The sequence below is a fragment of the Haloactinospora alba genome, assembly GCF_006717075.1.
Lineage (GTDB): Bacteria > Actinomycetota > Actinomycetes > Streptosporangiales > Streptosporangiaceae > Haloactinospora > Haloactinospora alba.
The window spans coordinates 862909-884821 of sequence record NZ_VFQC01000001.1 but is presented as its reverse complement, the minus strand read 5'-3'; the positions used below and the strand labels follow the sequence as shown (position 1 = coordinate 884821).

Annotated in this window: 16 protein-coding genes and 1 tRNA gene; 9 read left to right on the top strand and 8 right to left on the bottom strand. The window is 69.4% G+C overall.

Features of this window, described 5'->3' with window-relative positions:
• Positions 1–251: 251 nt before the first annotated feature.
• The 5 genes from fahA to FHX37_RS04100 all read right to left on the bottom strand — a co-directional run bounded on the left by fahA (position 252) and on the right by FHX37_RS04100 (position 6557).
• A complete protein-coding gene (gene fahA, locus FHX37_RS04120) occupies positions 252–1448 on the bottom strand; it encodes a fumarylacetoacetase (RefSeq protein ID WP_141922229.1) in 1197 nt (398 codons plus the stop codon).
• A 94-nt stretch (positions 1449–1542) separates the two neighbouring features.
• Entirely contained in the window at positions 1543–2388 is an 846-nt protein-coding gene (locus FHX37_RS04115; protein ID WP_246062062.1) for a hypothetical protein, read from the bottom strand.
• Complete coding sequence (locus tag FHX37_RS04110; RefSeq protein WP_141922228.1) at positions 2388–3557, bottom strand: homogentisate 1,2-dioxygenase; 1170 nt, start codon at positions 3555–3557, stop codon at positions 2388–2390. Before FHX37_RS04110 ends, FHX37_RS04115 begins: the two co-directional genes overlap by 1 nt.
• Positions 3558–3660: 103 nt before the next feature.
• Positions 3661–5325 carry an FAD-dependent monooxygenase gene (locus tag FHX37_RS04105; RefSeq protein WP_246062061.1) on the bottom strand — a complete coding sequence of 555 codons (1665 nt, stop codon included), beginning with the start codon at positions 5323–5325 and terminating at the stop codon, positions 3661–3663.
• A gap of 272 nt (positions 5326–5597) precedes the next feature.
• Complete coding sequence (locus FHX37_RS04100; RefSeq protein WP_141922226.1) at positions 5598–6557, bottom strand: MBL fold metallo-hydrolase; 960 nt, start codon at positions 6555–6557, stop codon at positions 5598–5600.
• Positions 6558–7003: 446 nt separating this feature from the next.
• Between FHX37_RS04100 and FHX37_RS04095 the strand changes: the two genes are divergently transcribed.
• Positions 7004–7729 (top strand): IclR family transcriptional regulator, encoded by a 726-nt coding sequence (locus FHX37_RS04095; RefSeq protein WP_211351741.1) that lies wholly within the window; start codon positions 7004–7006, stop codon positions 7727–7729.
• Positions 7730–8223: 494 nt separating this feature from the next.
• Here FHX37_RS04095 and FHX37_RS04090 read toward each other — a convergent pair whose 3' ends face one another.
• The 3 genes from FHX37_RS04090 to FHX37_RS04080 form a co-directional block, all read right to left on the bottom strand.
• Positions 8224–9411: a C40 family peptidase gene (locus FHX37_RS04090; RefSeq protein WP_211351883.1), complete on the bottom strand. Its 1188-nt coding sequence runs from the start codon at positions 9409–9411 to the stop codon at positions 8224–8226.
• A gap of 376 nt (positions 9412–9787) precedes the next feature.
• On the bottom strand, positions 9788–10687 hold the full coding sequence (locus FHX37_RS04085; RefSeq protein WP_141922225.1) for a 2-hydroxyacid dehydrogenase: 900 nt from the start codon (positions 10685–10687) through the stop codon (positions 9788–9790).
• A gap of 129 nt (positions 10688–10816) precedes the next feature.
• Positions 10817–11350, bottom strand: a complete 534-nt coding sequence (locus FHX37_RS04080) for a hypothetical protein (protein ID WP_141922224.1) — start codon at positions 11348–11350, stop codon at positions 10817–10819.
• Positions 11351–11847: 497 nt separating this feature from the next.
• Here FHX37_RS04080 and FHX37_RS04075 point away from each other — a divergent pair, with 497 nt between their 5' ends.
• The 8 genes from FHX37_RS04075 (at position 11848) to FHX37_RS04040 (ending at position 21896) form a co-directional block, all read left to right on the top strand.
• The gene (locus FHX37_RS04075; RefSeq protein WP_141922223.1) at positions 11848–13620 is read left to right on the top strand and encodes a substrate-binding and VWA domain-containing protein; all 1773 of its coding nucleotides are present in this window, start codon (positions 11848–11850) and stop codon (positions 13618–13620) included.
• A 376-nt stretch (positions 13621–13996) separates the two neighbouring features.
• Positions 13997–14650 carry a hypothetical protein gene (locus FHX37_RS04070; protein ID WP_211351740.1) on the top strand — a complete coding sequence of 218 codons (654 nt, stop codon included), beginning with the start codon at positions 13997–13999 and terminating at the stop codon, positions 14648–14650.
• A gap of 87 nt (positions 14651–14737) precedes the next feature.
• Positions 14738–16501 (top strand): DUF2510 domain-containing protein, encoded by a 1764-nt coding sequence (locus tag FHX37_RS22735; protein WP_170181498.1) that lies wholly within the window; start codon positions 14738–14740, stop codon positions 16499–16501.
• Between the two features lie 101 nt (positions 16502–16602).
• Positions 16603–17229: an oligoribonuclease gene (gene orn, locus FHX37_RS04060; RefSeq protein WP_141922222.1), complete on the top strand. Its 627-nt coding sequence runs from the start codon at positions 16603–16605 to the stop codon at positions 17227–17229.
• Between the two features lie 74 nt (positions 17230–17303).
• Positions 17304–17379 (top strand) — tRNA-His (locus tag FHX37_RS04055).
• 588 nt (positions 17380–17967) lie between these two features.
• Positions 17968–19437: a hypothetical protein gene (locus tag FHX37_RS04050; RefSeq protein ID WP_141922221.1), complete on the top strand. Its 1470-nt coding sequence runs from the start codon at positions 17968–17970 to the stop codon at positions 19435–19437.
• Between the two features lie 48 nt (positions 19438–19485).
• Positions 19486–20220: a Flp pilus assembly protein CpaB gene (gene cpaB / locus FHX37_RS04045; RefSeq protein WP_141922220.1), complete on the top strand. Its 735-nt coding sequence runs from the start codon at positions 19486–19488 to the stop codon at positions 20218–20220.
• 35 nt (positions 20221–20255) lie between these two features.
• The gene (locus FHX37_RS04040) at positions 20256–21896 is read left to right on the top strand and encodes an AAA family ATPase (RefSeq protein ID WP_211351739.1); all 1641 of its coding nucleotides are present in this window, start codon (positions 20256–20258) and stop codon (positions 21894–21896) included.
• Positions 21897–21913: the final 17 nt, after the last annotated feature.

Sequence of the window (21913 nt, the reverse complement as noted above, 5' to 3'; positions counted from 1 at the left end):
GCGTTCCGCGTTCCCGGACGCCGGGACGTAACCGTCCGTTCGCGTCCCGGACGCGGTCGCACCCCACCACGGAAAAGCAGTATGTGTTCATACAGGGACAACGGGTAACACAGTGGGACCGTAGGGGGAGCCCCGCCACGGCGCTGACCGCGCGTTCGCACCGGCATCCGCGGACGGTGAGGACGCGGGCCGGGGCACCCGTCCCGAAGGACGCGCGACGGTGCCCCGGCCCGCCCGCGGCGCCCGCCCTCTCAACGGGGAGCGGGCAGTACCGTTCCGGTGACCTCACCGAGGGCGATCCCGCCGCCTCCCATCCCGTCGGCCTCGGCTATTATGGCGACCGTGTCGCCGTCGTGCAGGAACGTACGCGTGGACCCGTCCGCCAGCGTCAACGGTTCGGAGCCGCCCCACGTCAGCTCGAGCAGCGATCCCTGCTCCGCGGGGCCGGAGCCCGAGATGGTTCCGGAGGCGTAGAGGTCACCCGTACGAAGCGAGGAACCGTTGCTCGTGAGATGGGCGAGCATCTGGTCGGGGGTCCAGTACATCCGGTCGTAGGGAGGACGTGCCACGGTCTCCCCGTTCAACCGCACGTCGAGGCGCAGGTCCAGTCCCCAGTCGGCCCTGCGGCGCAGGTGCGGCAGCGGTTCGGGGTCCTGCTCCCGGCCGGGGAACCGGGCCGCGCCCAGCGCGTCCAGCGGCACCACCCACGGCGAGACGGAGGTCGCGAACGACTTCCCCAGGAAGGGGCCGAGCGGGACGTACTCCCACGCCTGCACGTCGCGCGCGCTCCAGTCGTTCACGAGCACCACGCCGAACACGTGCTCGGAGAAGCTCGCCGGGGAGACCGGCTCCCCCAACGGGCTCGGCGTTCCCACGACGAACCCCAGCTCGGCTTCGATGTCCAGCCGGTTGCTGGCGGAGAACACCGGGGCGTCCGCGTCCGGTGGTTTCACCTGCCCCCGCGGACGCACGATGCCGGTTCCCGAGGGGACGACGGTCCCGGAACGCCCGTGGTAGCCCACCGGGAGGTGGCGCCAGTTGGGTTTGAGCGGCTCCTCGTCCGGGCGGAAGATCCGACCGACGTTGGAGGCGTGTTCCAGGGAGCAGTAGAAGTCCACGTAGTCGGCCACGGCGAACGGCGGAAGCATCTCCACCTCCGCCAGGGGGATCAGGTGCGGCTCCGCGCGGGCGCGGCCATCCGCGTGGGTGAGCGTTCCGCTGATCTTGGCCCGGGTCGCCCGCCACGCGGCGGCGCCACGGGCCATGAAGGGGTTCAGCGTGGCCTCGTGGAACTCCGGTTCCCCCAGGAGCGCTGCCAGGTCGAGCACGTAGTCCCCCACGCGCACGCCGACCCGCGGTTCGGCGCCGGGCCGGCGGAAGACCCCGTAGGGCAGGTTGTCCGCACCGTAGCCGGAGTCGTCGGCTCCGGGGACCCATGTTGTGGTCACGTTCCTCCCTTGGTTACACGGTTCGTTTCATGGTCGGCGCCTCGGCCGCGGGCCGCCACGGCACGCGGCGGTCGTGGCGGCCCGCGGCAGCCGGCTACTCCGTTTCCAGACCGAGGCGCTGCGCGTCCGCGACGGGGTCGCGGGTACTGCACGACCCGTAGGAGACGAACAGCCGCCGACAGTGGTCGGCGACCTGCGGGGTGACCTCGGAGAAGGCGCGGACGAGCCGCTGCTCGTCGGTCAGGGACAGTACGGTGCGGACGTCGTCCTCCCCGCCGGCGTCCACGGCGATGGCCGCTGCCAGCAGCAGGTTCAGGTAGCCGTGGTGGATGAACCCGGTTGTCGGGTCGGTGCGACGGACCGCGTGGTGCAGCCCGGCCGTGGCCTTGAACGGCACGCCGTTGCGGACACAGGTGAGGACGAAGTCCGCGAGCTCCTCCACCGTCGGGAAGGCGGACTCGTGCACCCCGCCGCACCGCACCTTCGCCCCCAACGGGCGGACTCCCGCGAGGGAGCGCACCGCATCCAACCAGTCGGGGCCGCGTTCCGGCTCGAAGTAGACGGAGCGCGGCGCCTCCCCCCGCGCTCCGCTGCGGTGGAAGTCAGCGACGTTGGAGAGGTCGCCCGGTCGGACGCGGAGTTCGTAGTGGCTGACCCCGATTCGGGGGTCAGTCGGGGGGAGCTCCCCGGACAGCCCCGCCTCGGTGTCGAGGATGAGTCCCACGTCGATGTGGTCGCCGTCCCCGAGCCTGCCGCGTAGCTCCTCCCACCTGCTGACCGGGCACAGGAACCGGTGGGTGAGCATCGGGTGGGCGACGATCCGGTCGGAGCGGTGCCGTTCCACCGCCGGGACCATGCGCAGCTCCGTGGGCGGGAACAGTCCCGCGTCGTCGACGAGCCCGCGCAGCATCACACGTTGCGCTTCCCGTGTTGCCGTCATCAGCGTGCCCATGTCCAGGCGTAGCTGGCGTCCTCACACGCGCGCCCGGCGTCGCCGAGCCTCAGCGGCCGGAACGTGTCGATCATGACCGCTGTCTCGCTCGTCTGCTGGGCCCCCAGGGCGTCCTCCACCGCACCGGGTTGCGGCCCGTGGGTGAAGCCGGCCGGATGCAGCGAGACGGAGCCGATACCGATACCGGACCCCTTGCGTGCGGCGTAGTCGCCGTCGACGTAGTACATGAACTCGTCGCTGTCGACGTTGTGGTGGTTGTACGGGATCGGGACCGCGTCGGGATGGAAGTCCAGCGGGCGCGGGCAGAAGGAGCATATGACGAAGTTGGGGCCCTCGAACGTCTGGTGTACCGGCGGTGGGGCGTGCGTGCGCTTCACGATCGGTTCGAAGTCGGCGATGTTGAAGGCGTAGGGGTACAGGCAGCCGTCCCAACCGACCACGTCGAAGGGGTGGTGCGCGAACGTCATCCGGGTGAGGCCGCCCCGGGTGCGTACCAGTACCGGCGTGGCCGCCTCCGCCTCCGGCCCCTCCACCGTCCAGGGCTGTGTGGGCGCCCGCAGGTCCCGTTCGCAGTAGGGGGCGTGCTCCAGGAACTGGCCGTAGGCGGAGAGGTACCTCCGCGGTGGACGGATGTGCCCGGACGCCTCGATGACCAGCGCCGTGACGTCGCCGTGGGGGACCCAGCGGTGGATCGTCCCGGTGGGAACGGTGACGTAGTCGCCCTCCCCGGCCTCGAGCGCCCCGTAGGTGGACTCGAACCGCGCCGAACCGGACTGCAGGTAGACCGTCTCGTCCCCGACGGAGTTGCGGTACAGCTCGCTGGGCTGGTTGACGGCCGCCAGGCTCAGCCACACGTCGTCGTTTCCCGCCAGCAGCTGGCGCCCGGCGACCAGGTCCCCGCCCGAGGCCAGATCCCGGGTGCGGAAGTGCCGCGGCGCCAGCGGGGAGTTCTCCGTCGTTCCCGCGGCGGCGACGGCGTCGTCGGCGGGTTCGGTCTTCACTATGGCACTCGGTAGGTAGCGGTGGTACAGCAGGGAGGAGTCGGAGCTGAACCCCTCCTCCCCCATGAGCTCCTCGGCGTAGATCCCTCCGTCGGGTCGGCGGAACACCGTGTGGCGTTTGCGCGGGATCTCTCCGACCGCGCGGTAGTACGGCATCGGTTCTTCCTTTCCTCGTCCGGGCGCCGCAGCGCCGGGGTGGGGCGGGTACGCGTCGCGGTACGGAAGCGGTGGTCCGTGTGCTGGTGCGGCGGTGTGTCGTTCACGCCCGCACCCGGGTCCCCGTCCGCGCCGGGGCCTCGTCGCCGCAGGCGCGCCGGAGCGCGCCTGCGACAGCGGTGGTGGCGTGGGCCGGGAGCACCGCGCACAGGTGGGCGTCCGGCCGGACGACGTGCACGGTCTCCCCGTCGTTCTGCAGGCTCCACGCCAGCTCCCCGGTGGTGTCGATGTCGGACAGGGCGTGGGTCGCCACGGGCACGGGCAGTTCGGCGACCGCCTCCGCCACGGCGCGTGCCTGGGAGGAGGTGGCGGTGAGCACCGTGAACCCGGAACCGAAGAGTTGGCGGAGGCGGGTGGCGCCGGGGCGGTCCGCCACCCGGCAGGGACCGTCCGGACAGATCACCCCGGGCACAGGGGGGCGGTAGCTCCCCGGCTCCTCGGGAACCAGCTCCGAAGCGGGGGCCGGTGTCGTCAGCGGCGACTCGGGGTACCAGTAGGGCTCCGCGAGTTTCCCGGAGTCGATCTCCGAGCGCGCACCGCTGTCAGTGACGGCGCGTTGGAGGGTCTCCCGGCGCCGGCGCGCGTCCGCGTCACTGTGGGGGACGAGGAACCGCATGGTCTCGCCGGTGACGCGCAGGTTCTCCTGGGCGGCCGCCCACCGCTCCGTGTGGTAGCTGTCGAGCAGGAGCTCGGCGTTCCCGGCGCTTCCGGCGTCGCGTGCCAGGGCGATCTTCCAGCCGAGGTTCTCCGCGTCCTGCACCCCGCTGTTCAGCCCGCGGGCGCCGAACGGGGCGTACAGGTGGGCGGCGTCACCCGCGAGGAGGACGCGGCCGACGGCGAACCGCTCGGCGCACCGTTCGTGGAACCGGTAGACCGAGGACCACACGACCTCGTAGGGCCGTTCCCCGACGATCCTGCGGATCCGCCGGTCCAGGGCGCCGCTGTCGCGTTCCTCCTGCAGGTCGTAGCCGTCCGGCACCTGCCAGTCGATCCGCCACACGGAGTCCGGGCACTGGTGGACGAGTACCTGGCGCCCCGGGTTCCACTCCGGGTCGAAGAAGAACCGCCGCTCGTTGGGGAAGGGGAGGTCGGCCCGGATGTCGCAGATCAGGAACCGGTCGGCGAACGACTCTCCCGGGAACTCCACACCGAGGAGCCCGCGTACCGTGCTGCGCGGGCCGTCGGCGCCCACGAGGTGCGAGCCGCGCAGCGAGAGGGTATGACCACCGGATCCGCGCACGTGTGCCGTGACGCCTTCCCGGTCCTGGCTCGCCCCCGTGAGTTCGTGCTCGTAGCGCACGGCGATGAGCGGTTCGGCGTCGGCCCGCCGGAGCAGTTCCTGTTCCACACGCGCCTGGGAGATGTTGATCCACGGCGGGAGGCTGGCGGTGCTGCCGTCGGAGTCGTCGGAGAACGTCACCGTGCGCACCTCGTGCTGGCGATAGTAGGTGCGCGCCGTTGTCCACGTGGTGCCTTCCGCCACGAGGCGGTCGGCCGCGCCGAAACGGTCGAAGATGTCCAGCACGTCGCGCTGGAAGCAGATGGCTTTCGAACCGGTGCTGGCGAAGTAGTCGGCGTCGCGCTCGGGCCCGGCTTCCAGGACGAGCGTCGGCACGCCGCAGCGCGCCAGGGCGAGCGCCGCGCTCAGACCCACGGGTCCGGCACCCGCCACCAGGACCGGTGTGTTGGCCCTCTGGCCGTTCGCCATGGGCCAAGGTGGGTCACCAGGCTCGCTCGGAGAGGGGATAATGGACGACATGGTTACTCCCGTTTGATCAAGCGTCGGAGTTCCACGCCGCCGAGGCACCGCCACGGACCGTGACGCACGGTAATCAGAACCATCCGCCGTGCCCACGGACCGCGCGTGCCCGGAGGCGCCGCCCCCGCGTCCGGTCCGCCAACCGGCGCGGGGGCTTCTCGCGTTTCCTGCCGTCGGTACCCGCCCCGGAACAACGCGCTTGGTCGGGGCGAGGAACCGGGTCAGCTCTGTAGCTGTTCCCACACCTCCCGGTCGCGCTGGGCCGTCCAGATCGTCGGCCGTTCGACGCCGTCGTACTCTTCCCAGAGTCGCGCGACATCGAACGGGAGGCAATGCTCGAAGATCGGCCACTGCCCGAACCGCGGTTCCAGGGCCGCGTGTGCCGCCGCGAAGGCTTCGGGGAGGCTGCCGCCACGGTGGTACACAGCGCCGACCTCCTCCCGCATGGTGTCCAGGAAACCGCGGGTCTGGCTGATGGCCGCGGCGCACGCGTCCTCGCCCCGGGCGACGTCTCCCCGCCCTCCCACGAGTGCGCGGGCGCCGAAGCCCGCGAGGCGGTCCAGGGTGCTGGTGGCCCACTCGTGGTGGAACGCGTCCCCGGTGTACAACGCGGCTTGGGCCTCCACGAGGTCCCCGGCGAACAGGATTCCCTGCCGGGGCAGCCACGCGACGATGTCGCCCTCGGTGTGGCCGCGCCCGCAGTACTGCAGCACGAGTTCGCCGCGTTGGCCTCCCAGGTCGATGGTGAACCGGTCGCTGAACGTGGCGGTGGGCCACGTCAGCCCCGGGATGGACTCGGGCTGGTCGAACAGTCGGGGCATCCGGCCGTACTCGCTCGCCCAGTCGGCTTCGCCCCGTTCCGCGATGAGGTCGCGTGTCCTCTCGTGGGTGAGGATGATGTCGGCGTCGAACGCGCTCGCTCCCAGGACACGGACGGCGTGGTAGTGCGACAGCACCAGGTAGCGAACGGGTTTGTCCGTGTACTCCCGCAGTCTGGAGAGCCACTTGCGCGCCGCGGCGGGGGTCGCCAACGCCTCGAAGCAGACGAGGAAGTCCTCGCCCTCGATCGCTCCGACGTTGGGGTCGCCCTCGGCCGTCAACGCGTACACGCCGTCAGCGAGAATCTCCAGGCTCTGCTGTTTCTCGTCCAGGTCGGCGGAGCTCGCGAACGGTTTCGCCATTCCTCAACGCCCCTAATCGATTATCGAATAAATTGTTCGAATTTAGATCATCGTAAACGTGTCCCAGATCACTGACAAGGGGATGACGGCCAACATGCTCTCCCGACACGTGTACACCCGAACACGGAGAGTTCCCATCGCAGCGCGCGGAACCGTCCCATCCACGACCTTTCCCAGCACGGCGGCGCCATCCGCACCCTCCGGACGCCGCATCCGAAGAGTCCGGCACCGCGGGAGGCTCCCTCCCGGCGAGCCACGCGGTGGAAACGAAACCACCGGACGGACGTCCGCGCTCCTTGCGGCCTCGCGCCGCCCCCGGCAGTGTGCGACTATTGACCACTCGATTCGTTTACTGAACACGGCGGGGAAGCGCACGGGACGACAGCCCCCGCACGGCCGGCCGCGCCGGAGATGCGACACGACCATCGGGAGAACAGGAATCCGCGTTGACGCATAGCCTCGGCACAACCGCCGGAGACACACGCGCCGAATCCCCCGGCACCCGTTCCCAGACCCTGGAACGCGGTATCCAGGCGCTGGAGGCGCTACGGGCGGCCGGCCGGCCGATGAGTGTCGCCGAGCTGGCCCGGAGCCTGAACGTCCACCGCTCGATCGTCTACCGGATCGTGCGGACGCTGGAGGACCACCGGCTGCTCAGCCGCACCACCGACGGCGCCTACGAACTGGGAGTGGGGCTCCCCATGCTGGCGCGCGGAGTCTCGCACGGCCTGCAGTCCGCGGCCCTGCCCACCCTGTCCTCGCTTGCCGAGAACACCGGGATGACGGCTTTCCTCGTGATCCCCAGCGGGGAGGAGGCCGTCACCCTCGCCACGGTGGAGCCGCGGCAGTCCGTGGCGCACGTGACCTACGCTCCGGGGATGCGCCACCCCCTGGACCGGGGAGCGCCGGGGTTGGCGGTCCTGGCCGCCTTCCCTCCCAACGACAGCGAGCGCCCCGAGGTCGGCGAGGTGCGGGCGCGCGGATGGGCCTACTCCCGCAGCGAGGTACTTCCCGGCATGTCGTCGGTGGCGGCTCCCGTCGCCACCTCCACAGGGGTTGCCGCGATCGCGGTCATCTACCTGGAGGGTACGGACGACGGGGGGACGAACCGGCAGGACCTGGGGGAGCGCGTTCGCGCGGCCGCCGCGGAGGTCACCGCCGACCTCCCCTAGAATAGGGCGCGCTTCCGCGTCGGTGGTTGACGAGGCGCCCTTGCAAAATCGGCCACACACTGTTTCCCTAGGGGCAGACAGCAGCCGTGTTCGATTTCCGAGGCGCTGTTCGATAATCGAATAGCCATATGCAGGGCCGGTGTCGCTGCCTCCCCTCCTTCAGCGATACGCCCTGTCCCCCTCCTGCCGAGTGCCAGCCCTCCCCTCCCGGCTGGCCGTGAAGGTCAGGAGCAAAGGGGCCGTGCCGGCGCGGCGCGGCCTCTTTTTTTCTCCCTGTCCGCGCTCCGGGCGGCCTGCGCCGCGCGTCCCACCCCGGCGTCGCCGCGCGCGAGCGCGGGGCGAGCCGGTCCTTCCAGGAACGGATCAGGGACTTCCTGCCGCCCGCACCAGTGGCGGGATGCCGCTCTACTGGCCGTCCCGCTTCGCCGGGCGGCGGGCAGAAGTCGCTTCGACGGCGCGGAGCCCCGGACACGCCACGGGGCAGCTGGCTCCCGTTACCCGGTGTGCACCCGGACCACGCCGGCCATGCTCTCCATCCGCACGTCGGTGACCCGGACATCGAGCCCCGTCTGCGGTGCCTCGAGCATCTTCCCGTCACCCAGGTAGATCGCCACGTGCGATATGTAGTCCGGCGCGGTGGGGTCGGTGCGCCAGAAGATCAGGTCGCCCCGCTGGGCGTCGGCGTACTCGATCCTCTCCCCCGCGTACCACTGGTCGTGGGTCACGCGGGGAACCGACACTCCCGCCTGGGCGAACGCCCACTGCACCAGCCCGGAGCAGTCGAACCCCTCGCCGGGGGTCTCTCCGCCCCAGACGTAGGGAACACCGCGTTGGGACTGCGCGGCGGATACCATCCCCTCCACCGCGGAGTCGGTGACCGGTTCGCCACCAGTGCCCTCCGGACGCGGGTCGGGGTCGTCGGCCAACAGTTGCAGCGAGGCGTCCTCACCCAGCGTGTCGCCCAACTGCTCGTACAGTTCCCACAGGTCCGCGTCGGGCGCGGAGAGCACCAGACCGTTCCCCTCCGGGAAACCGAGGTCGTCGGCGGTGTCCCGGGAGACCAGGGCGTCGATCCCGGCCACTCCGGAGGTCGCGTGCGTCCACACCTCCCTGGTGTCCGTACCGTTCCCTCCGGCGATACTGACCTCGCTACCGACGTCCAGCTCGCGCTGTTTTCCCGCCTCGTCGGAGAGCGCCACCCCGCCGTCGGCGATGCCCTGCCAGACCTCGTCCGAGGTCGCCGAGGGCCTGGGCGCGTAGTTGCGGAACCGGGACGGGTCGACTCCCAGCATCGAGGTCTGTTCGCCCTCGACCTCCACCCGTGCCGCGTCCACCCTCGTCATGGACTCCACGCCGGGGAGCTCGCGCACCTCGTCCGCCGTGTCGGGGGAGACGGTGTCCGGCAGTACGGCGAAGTACTCCCGGGAGCGCGCCTCGTCGAACGGCGCCACCTCGGTTCCGGAGTCCTTCGCCTCGGAGGCGGCGACCTCCGGGGATTCCGTTTCCCCGTCCCCGCTCGGCGAGGTGTCGGACGGGGCGGCGGGAGAACTGTTCTCCTCCCCCACCGGGGGCCGCTCGGGCACCTCCGGTTCGGGCTGTGCCCACGCGGGGGTGCCAAGCGCCGTGAACGCCATAGCGAATGCCGCCGTCGATCCAGCGCACGTTCTCAGCCGGTGCCGCACCGCCACAACCTCGCTTTCTGCGGCCCTGTGGAATGTCGGGTATAAGCATGCGTGCCACACGGGTGAATTGCAACCACCGGAGAGTGAACGATGTCCTGGCACAGCGGGGATCAGGCTGTCCGGGCACCGCAGCACCGCTCCACTTTCCCCGTGAGGCACTACCCGCGTCGGGGGCGACAACGCACGGTGGCGCAACCAGTCGTGAGGCACCGCCGGGCTCCGTGCGACCGGCGCTGTTCGCCACGAGCGGCGTCTCCGGTGCCGTCCGGCACGGCCGGTCAGGGAGGCGGAGCGGACCCTCCGCCGACCGACGAGAACGCCGCCGGGCGGTGTGCCGGGGCGGCGCGCAGCAGGACAAGCGTCCGAAAACAGGACCTCAGCCCGCGACGACGTTCGCCAGCGGTTCGTTGTTCGCCCAACGCCGCAGCTGGGTGTCGACGAACGCGCGGGCGCGCGGATAGAAGGTGTCCGAGCCGCCGGCGACATGAGGGGTGACGAACACGCCGGGCGCCTCCCACAGCGGATGGTCGGAGGGCAACGGTTCCGGATCGGTCACGTCCAGCGCCGCGCGCAGCCGCCCCTTCTCGTTCAGCAGTGCGGTCGTGTCCAGCACCGGCCCGCGGGAAACGTTCACCACCAGGGCCCCGTCCGGCAGCAGCGCCAGTTCCCGCGCGCCGAGCAGCCCCGTGGTGTCGGACGTGTGCGGCGTCAGCACCACGACGATGTCGGATTCCGGCAGCAGCTGGTGCAGCTCCCCGATCCCGTGCACCCCCTCCTCGGGACGGGCGGTACGGGCCACGCGGGTGATGCCGCACTCGTTGGGCCTCAGCCGCTCGTCCAGCGCGGCGCCGATACTGCCGTAGCCGAGGATCAGCACCCGCGAGTCCGCCAGGGAACGCGTGTAGTGGGGTTCCCAGCGCCGCTCCGCCTGGTGGCCCGCCCAGTGGGGGAGGTCGCGCTGGGCGGCGAGGATGAGGGAGAGCGCGTGCTCGGCGGTGCTGGCGTCGTGCAGTCCCCGCCCGTTGCACAGCGTCACTCCCTCCGGCAGCCGGGGGAGCGCGTGCTCGTATCCGGCCGTGAGCAACTGGACGGCGCGGAGGTTCGGCATGCGCTCCATGAGGTCGGTCCGCTGGGTGCGCCCGTACGGCACGACGTAGAAGCCGACGTCGTCAAGGTCGACCGTGGGCTCCCCGGTTCCGGAGTAGAGGCTGCCCTCCACCCCCTCCGGGAGGTTCGTGAGGTTGTGCTCCCAGGGGACGAGCACTCGCTGCCGCATGGTGTTCCTCCTCGCCGTGACTGTTTGCCCGGGACGCCGCTGCCCAGCTGCGGGAACCGGTTCTCCCCCGCGGGCGCCGGCAGGGGCCGCGGCTGTTCCACCGGCCGCGTTCCGCTGCGCGCGGGGAGGTCAGCTGAGGCGTTCGGAACGGTCGGTGATCGGACGCAGCCGCTGCCACCGCGCCTCCTCGCAGGAGTCGTCCCGGGAGACCTTCGTGTCGACCTCCTCACCTTCCCAGGTGCCGGTGATGAACGCTTCCTGCGGGCCGTACTCGTTCTGGGTGCACGTGGCGCTCTCCGCGGCCTTCTCGAACAGGCTCTGCGTTCCCGTCGAGGACTCCTGGGCGTGCTCCGTGAGCTCGGCGAGTTCGGCGCAGGCGTCGGGGTCGTTCTCGGTGTCGCCGGTACAGGAGAGGTTCTGTACGTAGGCCACCCGCTGGTCACTGACCTGGATCCGCAGTTGGCCGGTGGGGGCGTCCTCGGGAGTGGGGTCGGACGCGCTCGCCGCCGTGAGCTCCTCAGCGCCGGAGGCCTCGGGAGGGGCCGTGAGAAGGGACCCGCCTACCAGGAAGGCGTAGCCGACCGCTCCAAGCGCGCACAACGCTCCCAGAACAGCAGTACCCCGGGAGCCCGCAACGTTACGGGTGAGGTTCAACGTGAACATTGCTGCATCTCTAGGGAGACAACGATTGCACGGAGGCGGGCGGGGAATTCGGGCACCGCGCTCCGTAATACCGCATTTCAGGGCGCAGGGGGCACACCATGCGGTACCGACGTAAGCCGGCTTCGAATGGTACACGTGATGCCGTGGGCGGGACACCTGACAGGAGACGAGCCCCACACCGCGACCTGGCGAACCACCAAAAGTTACCGAAAAGTAACTAATGCTGCGCTCCCCTGCGTCTCCCCGCCATGAAACACCACCCATCCGAGCGCCACCAGGAAACATCCCGCAACAGCCGCTCACCGAATGTGCGCAATCACACCACAGCGTTACCGGGACGCCTCCTTCGTCACGATTCGATCGCATCTTTCTCGTTTTTGCGCACGAAAAAAGAACAAACACGGCATTAAGCCTGCCCCTCTCACGCGTTCCCCTGCTGGTTTTCAGTACCGTTCCGGGTCACACCTACGAGGTAGCGCAGACCTGTGAGGACCACCGTGAGACGTAACAGCAGAGACAGCTCCCCCGACGACCGCTCGCCGGCGACCGGCCCGCCCCGCGGGCGGCGACGACGCCGGGGAGGCGGCGCCGTCGCCGCGCTGGCCGGCGCTGCCGCGATCCTGCTCGGCCTCGGGGTCACTGGCTGGTACGTACTGAACAACTGGGGCGGGTGTTCCGGTCAGGACCTCGCGCTCGACGTCGCCGTGAGCCCGGACCTCGTTCCGGCGATGGACGAGATCGCCACCCGGTTCAACGAAGCCCAGCACAACGTGGACGACCGGTGTGTCACCGCCGACGTACGCGGGGTGGACCCGGCCAACGTGGCCTACGGCATCACGGGCACCGGACCCAGCACCGATGACGCCGAATCCGACGTGTGGGTGCCGGACTCCTCACTGTGGACCACCATCGTGGAGAACGAGGCCGAGAACACCACCTTCACCGACACCGGGACATCGGTCGCGACCTCTCCCCTGGTCCTGGCCCAGCCGGAAGGCACCACCGACGACGCCGCCCCGTCCTCCTGGAAGGAACTCGTCCCCACCGAAGCCCCGGGAAACAACGCGGACGCGAACATGCGGCTGATGGAGCCGACACGCAACTCCTCGGGTATGGCGACGTTCGCGCTGATAGCCGACGCTATCGGGGCACAGGCCGCGGAGGAGAGTCCGCAGTTCGTCGCCGCCATCCAGTCCCTGCAACAGGGCGCCGCCCCGGACAAGAGCACCGCCTTCACGGCGCTGAGCGAGTACTCCGACGGCACCCCACCGCTGATGGCCCTCTCGGAGCAGGCGGCGTGGCGCTACAACACGGAGAACAGCGACTCCCCGGCCCACGTGCGCTATCCCGAGGGGGGAACCTACACACTGGACTACCCCTACGTCGTACGGGACACCAGCACCGCCCTGGCCCAGGCCGCCGAACGTTTCCGCGAGACACTCACCAAGGAACCGGCGCAGAACACCCTCACCAGCAAGGGGTTCCGCTCGGCCGAGGGTGAGGCCGACACCGACGCCCTCACCGAGGAGTTCGGTTTCCAGGAGGATCCCCCAGAGGACGTACCAGCCCCCTCAGCGCAGAAGGTGCAGGACCTGACGTCGGCGTGGAACCAGTTCAAGCTGGACAGCCGGATGCTGACCATCGTCGACGTGTCCGGCTCCATGCTGGAGCCGGTCCCCGGGACGGACATGAACCGCATGGAGGTCACGCGCAAGACCGCCATCGAGGGGCTCGACATGCTCCCGCCCGGTTCGGAACTGGGGCTCTGGAGGTTCTCCGTCAAGATCAACAACGACCTCGACTACGAGGAGCTCCTCCCGGTGGCCGACCTCAGCGGCGACGCCGAGGGGGGAGCCACGTACAAGGAGGCGATGGCCGCCGAATGGCGCAACCTCGAACCCGTGCCGGACGGGGACACGGGACTGTACGACACCTACCTCGCCGCGTACCGGCAGATGGCACGCTCCTACCAGAGCGACCGGGTCAATTCGATTCTGATGTTCACCGACGGCAACAACGACGACGAGGACAGCATCGAGCTGGACAAACTCGTGGAAACCCTGAAGAAGGAATCGGATCCGGAACAACCCATCCCGATCTTCACCATCGCTTTCGGACCCGATATCGACCCCGAACCGCTGGAGCGGATATCCGAGGTGACGGGTGGCGCTGCCTACACGACGGAGGATCCCGCAGAGATCGGCGACATCTTCCTGGAGGCGTTCGCGCAGCGCCTCAGCCCGCCCGGTGACGGGGAGGACCCGGAGTAACCGGACCAAGCGCACACTGCCCGGCCCCTGGGGTCCGCCCCTGCCCACCGGCGGATCCCGGAAGCCGGTCCCCCCACCCCAGGAACCCGTTCCCCGCTAGGGGTCCGGCCAGGAATTCCCTGGCCAGCGCACCGCCCTCACTCCTGATCCCTCGCGCACACTCCGGTTCAACCAGATTCCGAGCATCGGAAATACGCATCCGGAAAACGGGAAAGTTTTCGGTGTTTTCCGTTCCGGAGGCCAACCGCCGCCGTTAGTACATTCGCTCGCCCCCGTTAGATATCTCAGACGCGCCCTGGGGGTATTAGTTCTGAACAGACCGGGCATTCTCCCCGTAAAAGAACCCGAACAACTGGTGTTCGAAGGGTGGGACCATATGCCCAACGCATGGATGCCGGATGCCACACGGGTCGAGGACACCTCCCCCCAAGGCATGTTCCTCGGTGGAGCGCCACGCGTCGTGTGGCTGACAACGGAAACGGACCCCACCCTGTCCTCCGCCCGGAACGCGGCTCACCAGCTCACCAGTCGCGGCCACAGTTCCCACCTCGTCTGGAACCCGGTAACCGGCGAGATCGTCCAACCGATGCCGGTCACGGCAGCCGCGCTCGGACAGCTCGACACCGGTGCCGTCGACCGCGCCACCGAGGGGCGCGTCTGCGTCATCATCCGCGTCATCGGCTATGCGACCTCCCCCTTCACCAACCAACCGCTCCACGGGCTCGGCTCCATCCTCACCTGGTTGGACTCGTGGGAGGTTCCCCGCCACTGGCCCACCGGTTCCCCCTCCGCCCGCCCGTTGCCCCACCGCGATCCCCAGGCGGAACGGTTGTGGGCACGCGGAGGCCACTTCGGCCACTCCCAGGTCCCCAACGCACGACCCAGCGGACCGGGGGCGATCTCCACCGAACGGCTCCTGAACTGGCTCGCCCCCCGGCCACGTGAGGGGAAACGCCCCTCCCCCGACCCGGTGGAAGCCACAGACGCGGATCCGGGGACCAAGGCCGAACACGAACTGGCCGGACCGTGAACGCCCGCCGACGGCGGGTGAGAACCGGCATTCGGCCAGCACGATCTCTGGTCGCCGGAAGAGCGTAAAGCCTTTAGTCTGTCCGCCATGGGTGGATCGATCGAGCCAGGCTGGTACGCGGACCCTCGGGGCGACAGCGACCAGATCCGATGGTGGAACGGCAACGAATGGACGGGGCACGTCCGTTCGCTCTCCGAGCTGCGCTCGCAGGCCGCGCAACAGCCGCAGCAGCCGCAGCAGCCGCAGCAGGAGGAGGACACCTCGGCGACAGCCGACCTGAGCAGCATGTCCGCGCGCGCTGACGACGCGGAGGACACGGAGAGGACGTCGCCCGACGTCGGCTCTGCCCAACAGGGTGACGACGCGCCGAGCACCATGCGCATCGACCCCGGCCAAACCCCCCAACAGGCCGACGACGCCCCCAGCACCATGCGCATCGACCCCGGCCAAACCCCCCAACAGGCCGACGACGCCCCCAGCACCATGCGCATCGACCCCGGCCAAACCCCCCAACCGTCGGAGTCGCCGGCGGCTCCGGAACGTACGGCCGCCCTGGGCGAGGAAGCCGACGCCAACCGGAGCGCCCCCCAGGAAGAGGACCCGTTCCAGGCCAACGACGAGCCCACCGCGGACGTTCTCGGCGGCAGCGACCAGGACGCGCCCAGCACGGCCGTGTTCGACCCCGGCGACCCGCAGCACACCTCGGTTGCTTCCCACCCCGCCGAGGACGGCTCCGACGATGACGAGCAGGGGTCCAAGTTCAACAAGTTCCTCGGCAACCTCCGGGAGGGGATCTCGGAGATCGCCGAGGAACGCAAACAGCGGCAGCAGGAACAGCAGAAGAAGAAAGAGGAGGAGGCCCAGAAGCGGGCCCAGCAGGAAGAGGAGGAACGCCAGCGGCGCGCTGCCGAAGCGGCGCAGCAGCCGCAGCCAAGCGGCTCCGAACCGGGAGCGGGAGACAGCGGCCCCGCGGCGGGCGCGCCCCCGGCGGACTCCCCGCACACCCCCGCCAGCAGCGAGTCCGGCTCATCCTCCGAGGCGGCTGTCCCGCACCCCGACCCGTACCACGGCAACGCCCCGGGAATGCCCTCGGGCGCCCAACCCCCCGGTGAGGCAGCCAGCGGTTTCGGTCAACAACCGCCGATGCCTCCGCAGGGGCCTTCCGGAGCGCAGCCCGGTTTCGGCGGCTCGCCCGCGTCCGGACCGCAGCACGGGTATCCGCAGCAACCCGGGGCTCCCGGACACTCGCAGGGTCCTCCTTCCGGCGGCCAACAGGCTCCTCCTCCCCCACCCGCCGGGCCTCCGCCCGGCGCTGCCCCCCAGGGACCGCCTCCGGGGTACCCGCCGCCTCCGGAACAACGGCCGAGCGGAGCCAACGCACCACCACCGCCGCCCCCCGGCTACCCGCAGCATGCTCCGCAGGGGCCGCCTCCGCCGTTCCCACCGGAAGGGCAGCAGGGACAACCTCCCCAACCTCCCGGTCCGCACGGTCAGCCGCCCGGCCCGCCTCCCGGTCAGCATCCGCCCGGGGTGCAGCCTCCCGGCGGCTACCCTCCGGGGGCTCCGCCCACCGCCGGGCAACCGCCCCACATGGCCGCGGGACCCGGCGGGCAGCAGCCGGGCCCGCCGCAGGGGCAGCCGCCCATGGGCGGACCGGGGTGGGGGCCGCCCGACGGGGCTCACCCTCCCCAACAGCCCCACCAGCAGGAGAAGAAGAAGGGGCGCGGTTGCCTCGGGTGCTTCCTCGTCCTGCTCCTGCTGACCGTCGTCGTTGTCGGTGTCGGGGCTTACCTGCAGTTCTCCGGCACCTACGACGTCATGTGGGAGATCTTCGCCGTCGACGTCGGCTGAGTGCGGCAACAGCCGCTGAGGGGTCCCCGGCAGTCCGCCGGGGACCCCTCGTGTTCCGGTGAATGACATCCCGGTGGACGAGACACCTTAAGCTGTTCCTCATGAATGATTGCCTGGTGTGGATCGACTGTGAGATGACGGGGCTCGACCTCGAGAACGACGCGCTGATCGAGGTGGCGTGCCTGATCACGGACGGCGAGCTCAACCAGTTGGATGAGGGGATCGACGTGGTCATCAAGCCGCCGCAGGCGGCCCTGGACCAGATGGGTGAGTTCGTCACGGAGATGCACACCACATCCGGTCTGCTCGACGCGCTCGACAGCGGTATATCGCTGGAGGAAGCGGAGGACCTCGTCCTCGAGCACATCAAACGCTACGTTCCGGAGCCGAACAAAGTACCGCTGTGTGGGAACTCCATCGCCACCGACCGGTTGTTCCTCACCCGGGACATGCCGCGTGTCCACGAGCACCTGCACTACCGCATGGTGGACGTCTCCAGCATCAAGGAGCTACTCCGCCGCTGGTATCCCCGCCTCTACTTCGCCGCACCGGACAAGAACGGCGGCCATCGGGCCCTGGCGGACATCACCGACAGCATCCGGGAGCTGCGCTACTACCGCGCCGCCGCCTTCGTCGCACAGCCCGGCCCGGACAGTGCGACAGCACGCTCCATCGCCGCCGACATCGCCGGGGGCGGCTCCCCGTCCGAACAGGGTGAAACGCAGTAGTGGTCCCAGCACCCTCGCGAGTGCGTTAGAATCGTAGAAGTGCGCAGGCGACGGGATTTTCCCTGCCTGCCATGGTGGGTGTAGCTCAGTCGGCAGAGCACTTGGTTGTGGTCCAAGAAGTCGGGGGTTCGAATCCCCTCACTCACCCCAGAGCGAGACAGCCGAAAGGCCCGGTCATCCGTGACCGGGCCTTTTTCGTGCGCCAAACACCGCCGGAGGGTGCACGGCATTGGGATCGGCGCTGGGAGCGGACCGGCTCCGGGCGCCCCGCGGCGGCACCCCTCCGACGCACGGGTATCGGCCGGGTCCGGGTCGCCGCGGCTGGGCGGGCGGTGCGGGAGCCCGCCCACCGCCCCTGTTCCGGGATCTCACCTCGGACCAGAATCCCTCCATATTGGCGGGAATGCGGCCGAACCCGAGACAACAGGAGGAACTCTGATACCAAAATGAACAGAGAAATACAAGGGAAAGAAATATAATTGTAACCTTGTGTCCGGGATCGGCCACTGGATTACTCTGTGTTATATTTGCACCCGACACCTGCGCAACAGCGTGCCTTTCCCATAACCGAGCGTCGCCCCGCCGCGCCGAATACTGCACAATGACATGGGTGTACATCGCATCCGGCAGTAGCGACCCGTTACGATATGCCCGAATCAAGTTCGCGGTTCTCCGCGCCGCGCCTTTCCCGCATATCACGCTTCGCCAACATGCATCTCTGGTCGGGGAGCTTGTCACGTGTCCAATGCCCAGTCCAGGTCCCTAAGCGTTGTCGCGCTGCTCGGCGATATCCCCTCCACCGGGCATCTTGGCGACGCCCAGGCCCAACGGTTCTCACTGGAAGGTGAGGACCTCGGCGCCCAATCCAGCGACTTCCTGGATTACGCTTCCCACTACCTGGGATACGACCGCAAGGTCGTAGCTCTCTACCCGCGCTGGCGCCGGGAGCGCCCCGAGCGTGCCATCAAGTTCGCCCGGGCCTCGCTGCAGACGGACCACATCGCCGCGGTTCCGGTCGACGTTCCCCCGCTCGCGCTGTCGCTCATGGCCGACCAGCTCGCCTACCTGTCCCCCTACCTGCCCTCCGGTCTCGTAGCGGCACTGGTCGAGGAACTGCCGAACCACATTCTGGCCGGCGGATGGCTGGGGAACGTCAGCAACCTGGACAACATCCCCATATCACTCAAACAACACGTGGGGTCCTACGTACCGCAGTCCGTCTTCCTCGCTTTCAGCACGCCGGTGAAGCGGGTGGGGCGTGTGCGGAAACACAATCCCGCTCCGAACATCCCGTTCCACCCCATGAAACCGGTGCAGATGCTGGTGGCCTCCAGTGAGAGGAACGACAGGTCCACCTTCGACCAGGAGTTCCTCGCGGCACTGCCCTCCGAGGTGCGCACGGTGTCGGAACAACCGCTCAGTGCGCAGTACTGGGGGTCGGGGAAGTTCATCGAGTTCGCCGCGTTCAGTGCGCACCAGAGCGCGCTCACACAACCGCTGCACGCTGTTCGCCCGCGCTCCTGCGACTGGTGCAACGAACCGGTCGTCACACTGAGCTGCCCGTTCTGCAAGGCGGCGAACCACGCTCCCGTGGGTCAGCCCCCGGTGTACTCCAAGGCCGACGAGGTCCCCCCGCCGTCGAACACGAACCCGCAGCACGACCGTACGAGCGGCCCGGCCCGCACCGCCCTCGACCAGTACTCGCAGCAGAACACCGACCAGGCGCAGGGTGCCGGAACCGCCTCCCCGGCAGCCGAGCCAGCCGCGCGGGACACGCCCTCCGGGGCGCAGCAACCGGTGCAACGCTCCACTCCCGCGCAGACACAGGATCCCCGGACGCAGGGACAGGGGCAGGGGAACCACGCCCACCCCCCGGCTTTCCCGGACGAGCAGGCGCAGCACGTCCCGGGGAACCAGCCTCCCCACCCGGGGCAGGCGCCGCAACAACCCCCGCAGGTTCGGCAGTCGGGTCCGCAGCAGCCCGCGCAGCCTCCCTCCGGCCACGACCCGAATTCCACGGTGCAGTACCAGCGCCCGGCCCAGCCGAACAACCGCGCGGGAACCGAGCAGCAGGGGCCACCGTCCCAGACACAACAGCGGCAGTCGGAGACCGAGCAGCGGGCCGGCTCCGCGCACCCCCACCACGACCAGGACCCGGACGCCACCGACCAACACACGCGATCGGCCGGCTCTCCGCCACAGCAGTAGCCGGACCCGAGCCAACCCCCTAACCGCCCGGATGTAGAAGGAGCTCCCATGAACCCCCGACAGCGGCGCGGCATCCTGCTGATGATCGTGGCCGGGATCGGCGCTCTCGCGATCACGTTCACCATGGTCAGCTACATCGGATCGCTGCAGGCCGAGATGGGCAGCTACCGTACCGTGCTGCAGCTGAACACGGACGTTCCCGCTGACGAACCGCTCGACGAGAGCATGTTCAAGGAGACCGAGGTCCCGGCGAAGTTCTTCCAGGACTCGTTCGTGAAACAGCTCTCCGACCTCGACCTGGGCTCCAACCAGGCTCCCGTCGCCGCGGCGGCGCTGGACGAGGGCACGCTCCTGCAGACCAGCATGGTCACCTCCGCGCCCGACCTGAAGTCCGGTGAGCGGGAGGTCGCGGTCATGGTGGACGCCGAGGCCGGGGTGGCCGGCAAGCTCCGGCCCGGTTCCAAGGTGGACGTCTACGGCGCGGTCGACCCCCAGCAGGAGGACGACCAGCCCTGCGTGGTGCGGGCGCTGACCGAGGTCGAGGTGATCGAGTCCGGCGCGGCGCGCACCGGGGATGACGAGGAAGCCCAGCAGGCGAACCAGCTCCCCGTGACGTTCCGCCTCTCCCCCGAGGAGACCCTGGAGCTGAACTACGTGGAGAGCTTCTCCAACAGTCTGCGCCTGGCCCTGATCAGCTCGGAGGGCGGCGGCAAGCCCGGAACGTCGGAGGTCTGCAGCGACAGCCTCTCCGACCTCGGCTCCAGTGACGACGGGCAGGAGTAGAACACGATGAGCAACCCCCAGGATGGGAACGACTGATGGCCTATCAGGTAATGCTCGGCGTCCCCAGCGCCGAACTGGAGGCGTCACTCAGCGCCGGATTCGAGGAACTCGCCGACAGCCAGCTGGTGAGTGTGCACCAGTCGTCCCGCGAGATCCTCGACACGGTCCCCAAGATCAGCAACCTGGACGTGGTCCTGATCCACGAACAGCTCGGACCGTTGCCGGTACTGGAGCTCATCCGGGAGCTGTCCCGCAACCATCCGCAGCTCGCTGTCATCCTGCTCGTGGACGAGGTGCAGGCGGACACCTTCAACCAGGCCATGGAGGCCGGGGCGCGGGGTGTCCTGGGCACCAACGCCACGCTCGAGGAACTGAGCAGCCGCATCAGCACGGCGGCGGAGTGGTCGCGCACGCTGCGCCGCCACCTGGAAGCGGCCTCCCTCGACGTTCCGGTCTCGGGCAGCCGCGGCTCGATCGTCGCGCTGTCCGGCAGCAAGGGCGGGGTGGGAACCACCACGACAGCCATCCAGATGGCGCTGACCGCCGCCAAGGCGGGCCGTGTCGTCTGCCTGGTCGACCTCGACCTGCAGACCGGCGACGTTCCCAGCTACCTGGACCTGAACCACCGCCGCAGCATCGTCGACCTGGTGGAGGCCGCCGACGACATCAGCGCGGCGATGCTGTCCGACACGCTGTTCGTCCACCCCGACGGGATCCACGTACTGCTGGCCCCCAGCGAGGGCGAACGCGGCGAGGACGTCACCGGGCGGGCGGCCCGCCAGATCCTGGGGGCGCTGCGTTCCCGCTACGAGGTCGTCATCGTCGACTGCGGGGCATCGATGACCGAGGCCGGGGCCATGGCGGTCGAGCTCGCCGACACCTCCCTCGTCGTGGTCTCCCCCGACCTTCCCGCCATCCGCGGCGGGCAGCGGCTCGTCGCCATGTGGGACCGGCTGCAGATACGCAAGAAGGACGACGTCACCAGCCTGTTGACGCGTCAGAGCCGGAAGAACGAGATCCAGCCGGACTTCGTCCGCAAACTGCTCGGCACCCCGATGCTGAAAACCGCGCTTCCCGCCAACTTCCGCGCCCTGGAGGAAGCGACCAACACCGGGGATCCCCTGCGGGTGACGGACGAGGCCTTCCGGAAGTCCCTGCGGCAGCTCTCCGACGAGGCGGGGATCCTCCACTCGCAGGAGCCCGAACGCGACCAGTTCCGCGACGAGGAGATGAAACCCGCCTCCCGCAGCGGAAAGAGCGCGAGGAAGCTCCTCGGTGGAAAGAGGAAGGACGAGGGCGACGACAGCGGCGTCGCCCTGGTGGAGCTGGCCGCGCTGGTGCCGCTGTTCATCTTCTTCGCGCTCCTGGTGTGGCAGGTCGTCCTCGTCGGGCTCACGTCGATGTACGCCAGCCACGCGGCCGCCGAAGGCGCGCGCCAGGCCGCGGTCACCCCCGACAACGAGGAGAAGGCCGCCTACGAGGCCAGGAAACGGATCGCCGAACCGTGGAGCAAGAGCGAACGCTTCTCCCTGGACATCTCCCACCCCAAGGACCGCGACGACAACGACGGTTCCTTCGTCCAGGTCAGCATCGCCACCCCCTCGGTTCTTCCCGGTTTCGACACCCCCTGGGAGATCGGTGCGGAAACCCGGATCGTCCCGGAGGGACATCGCTGATCTCCGCGCCGCCCCCA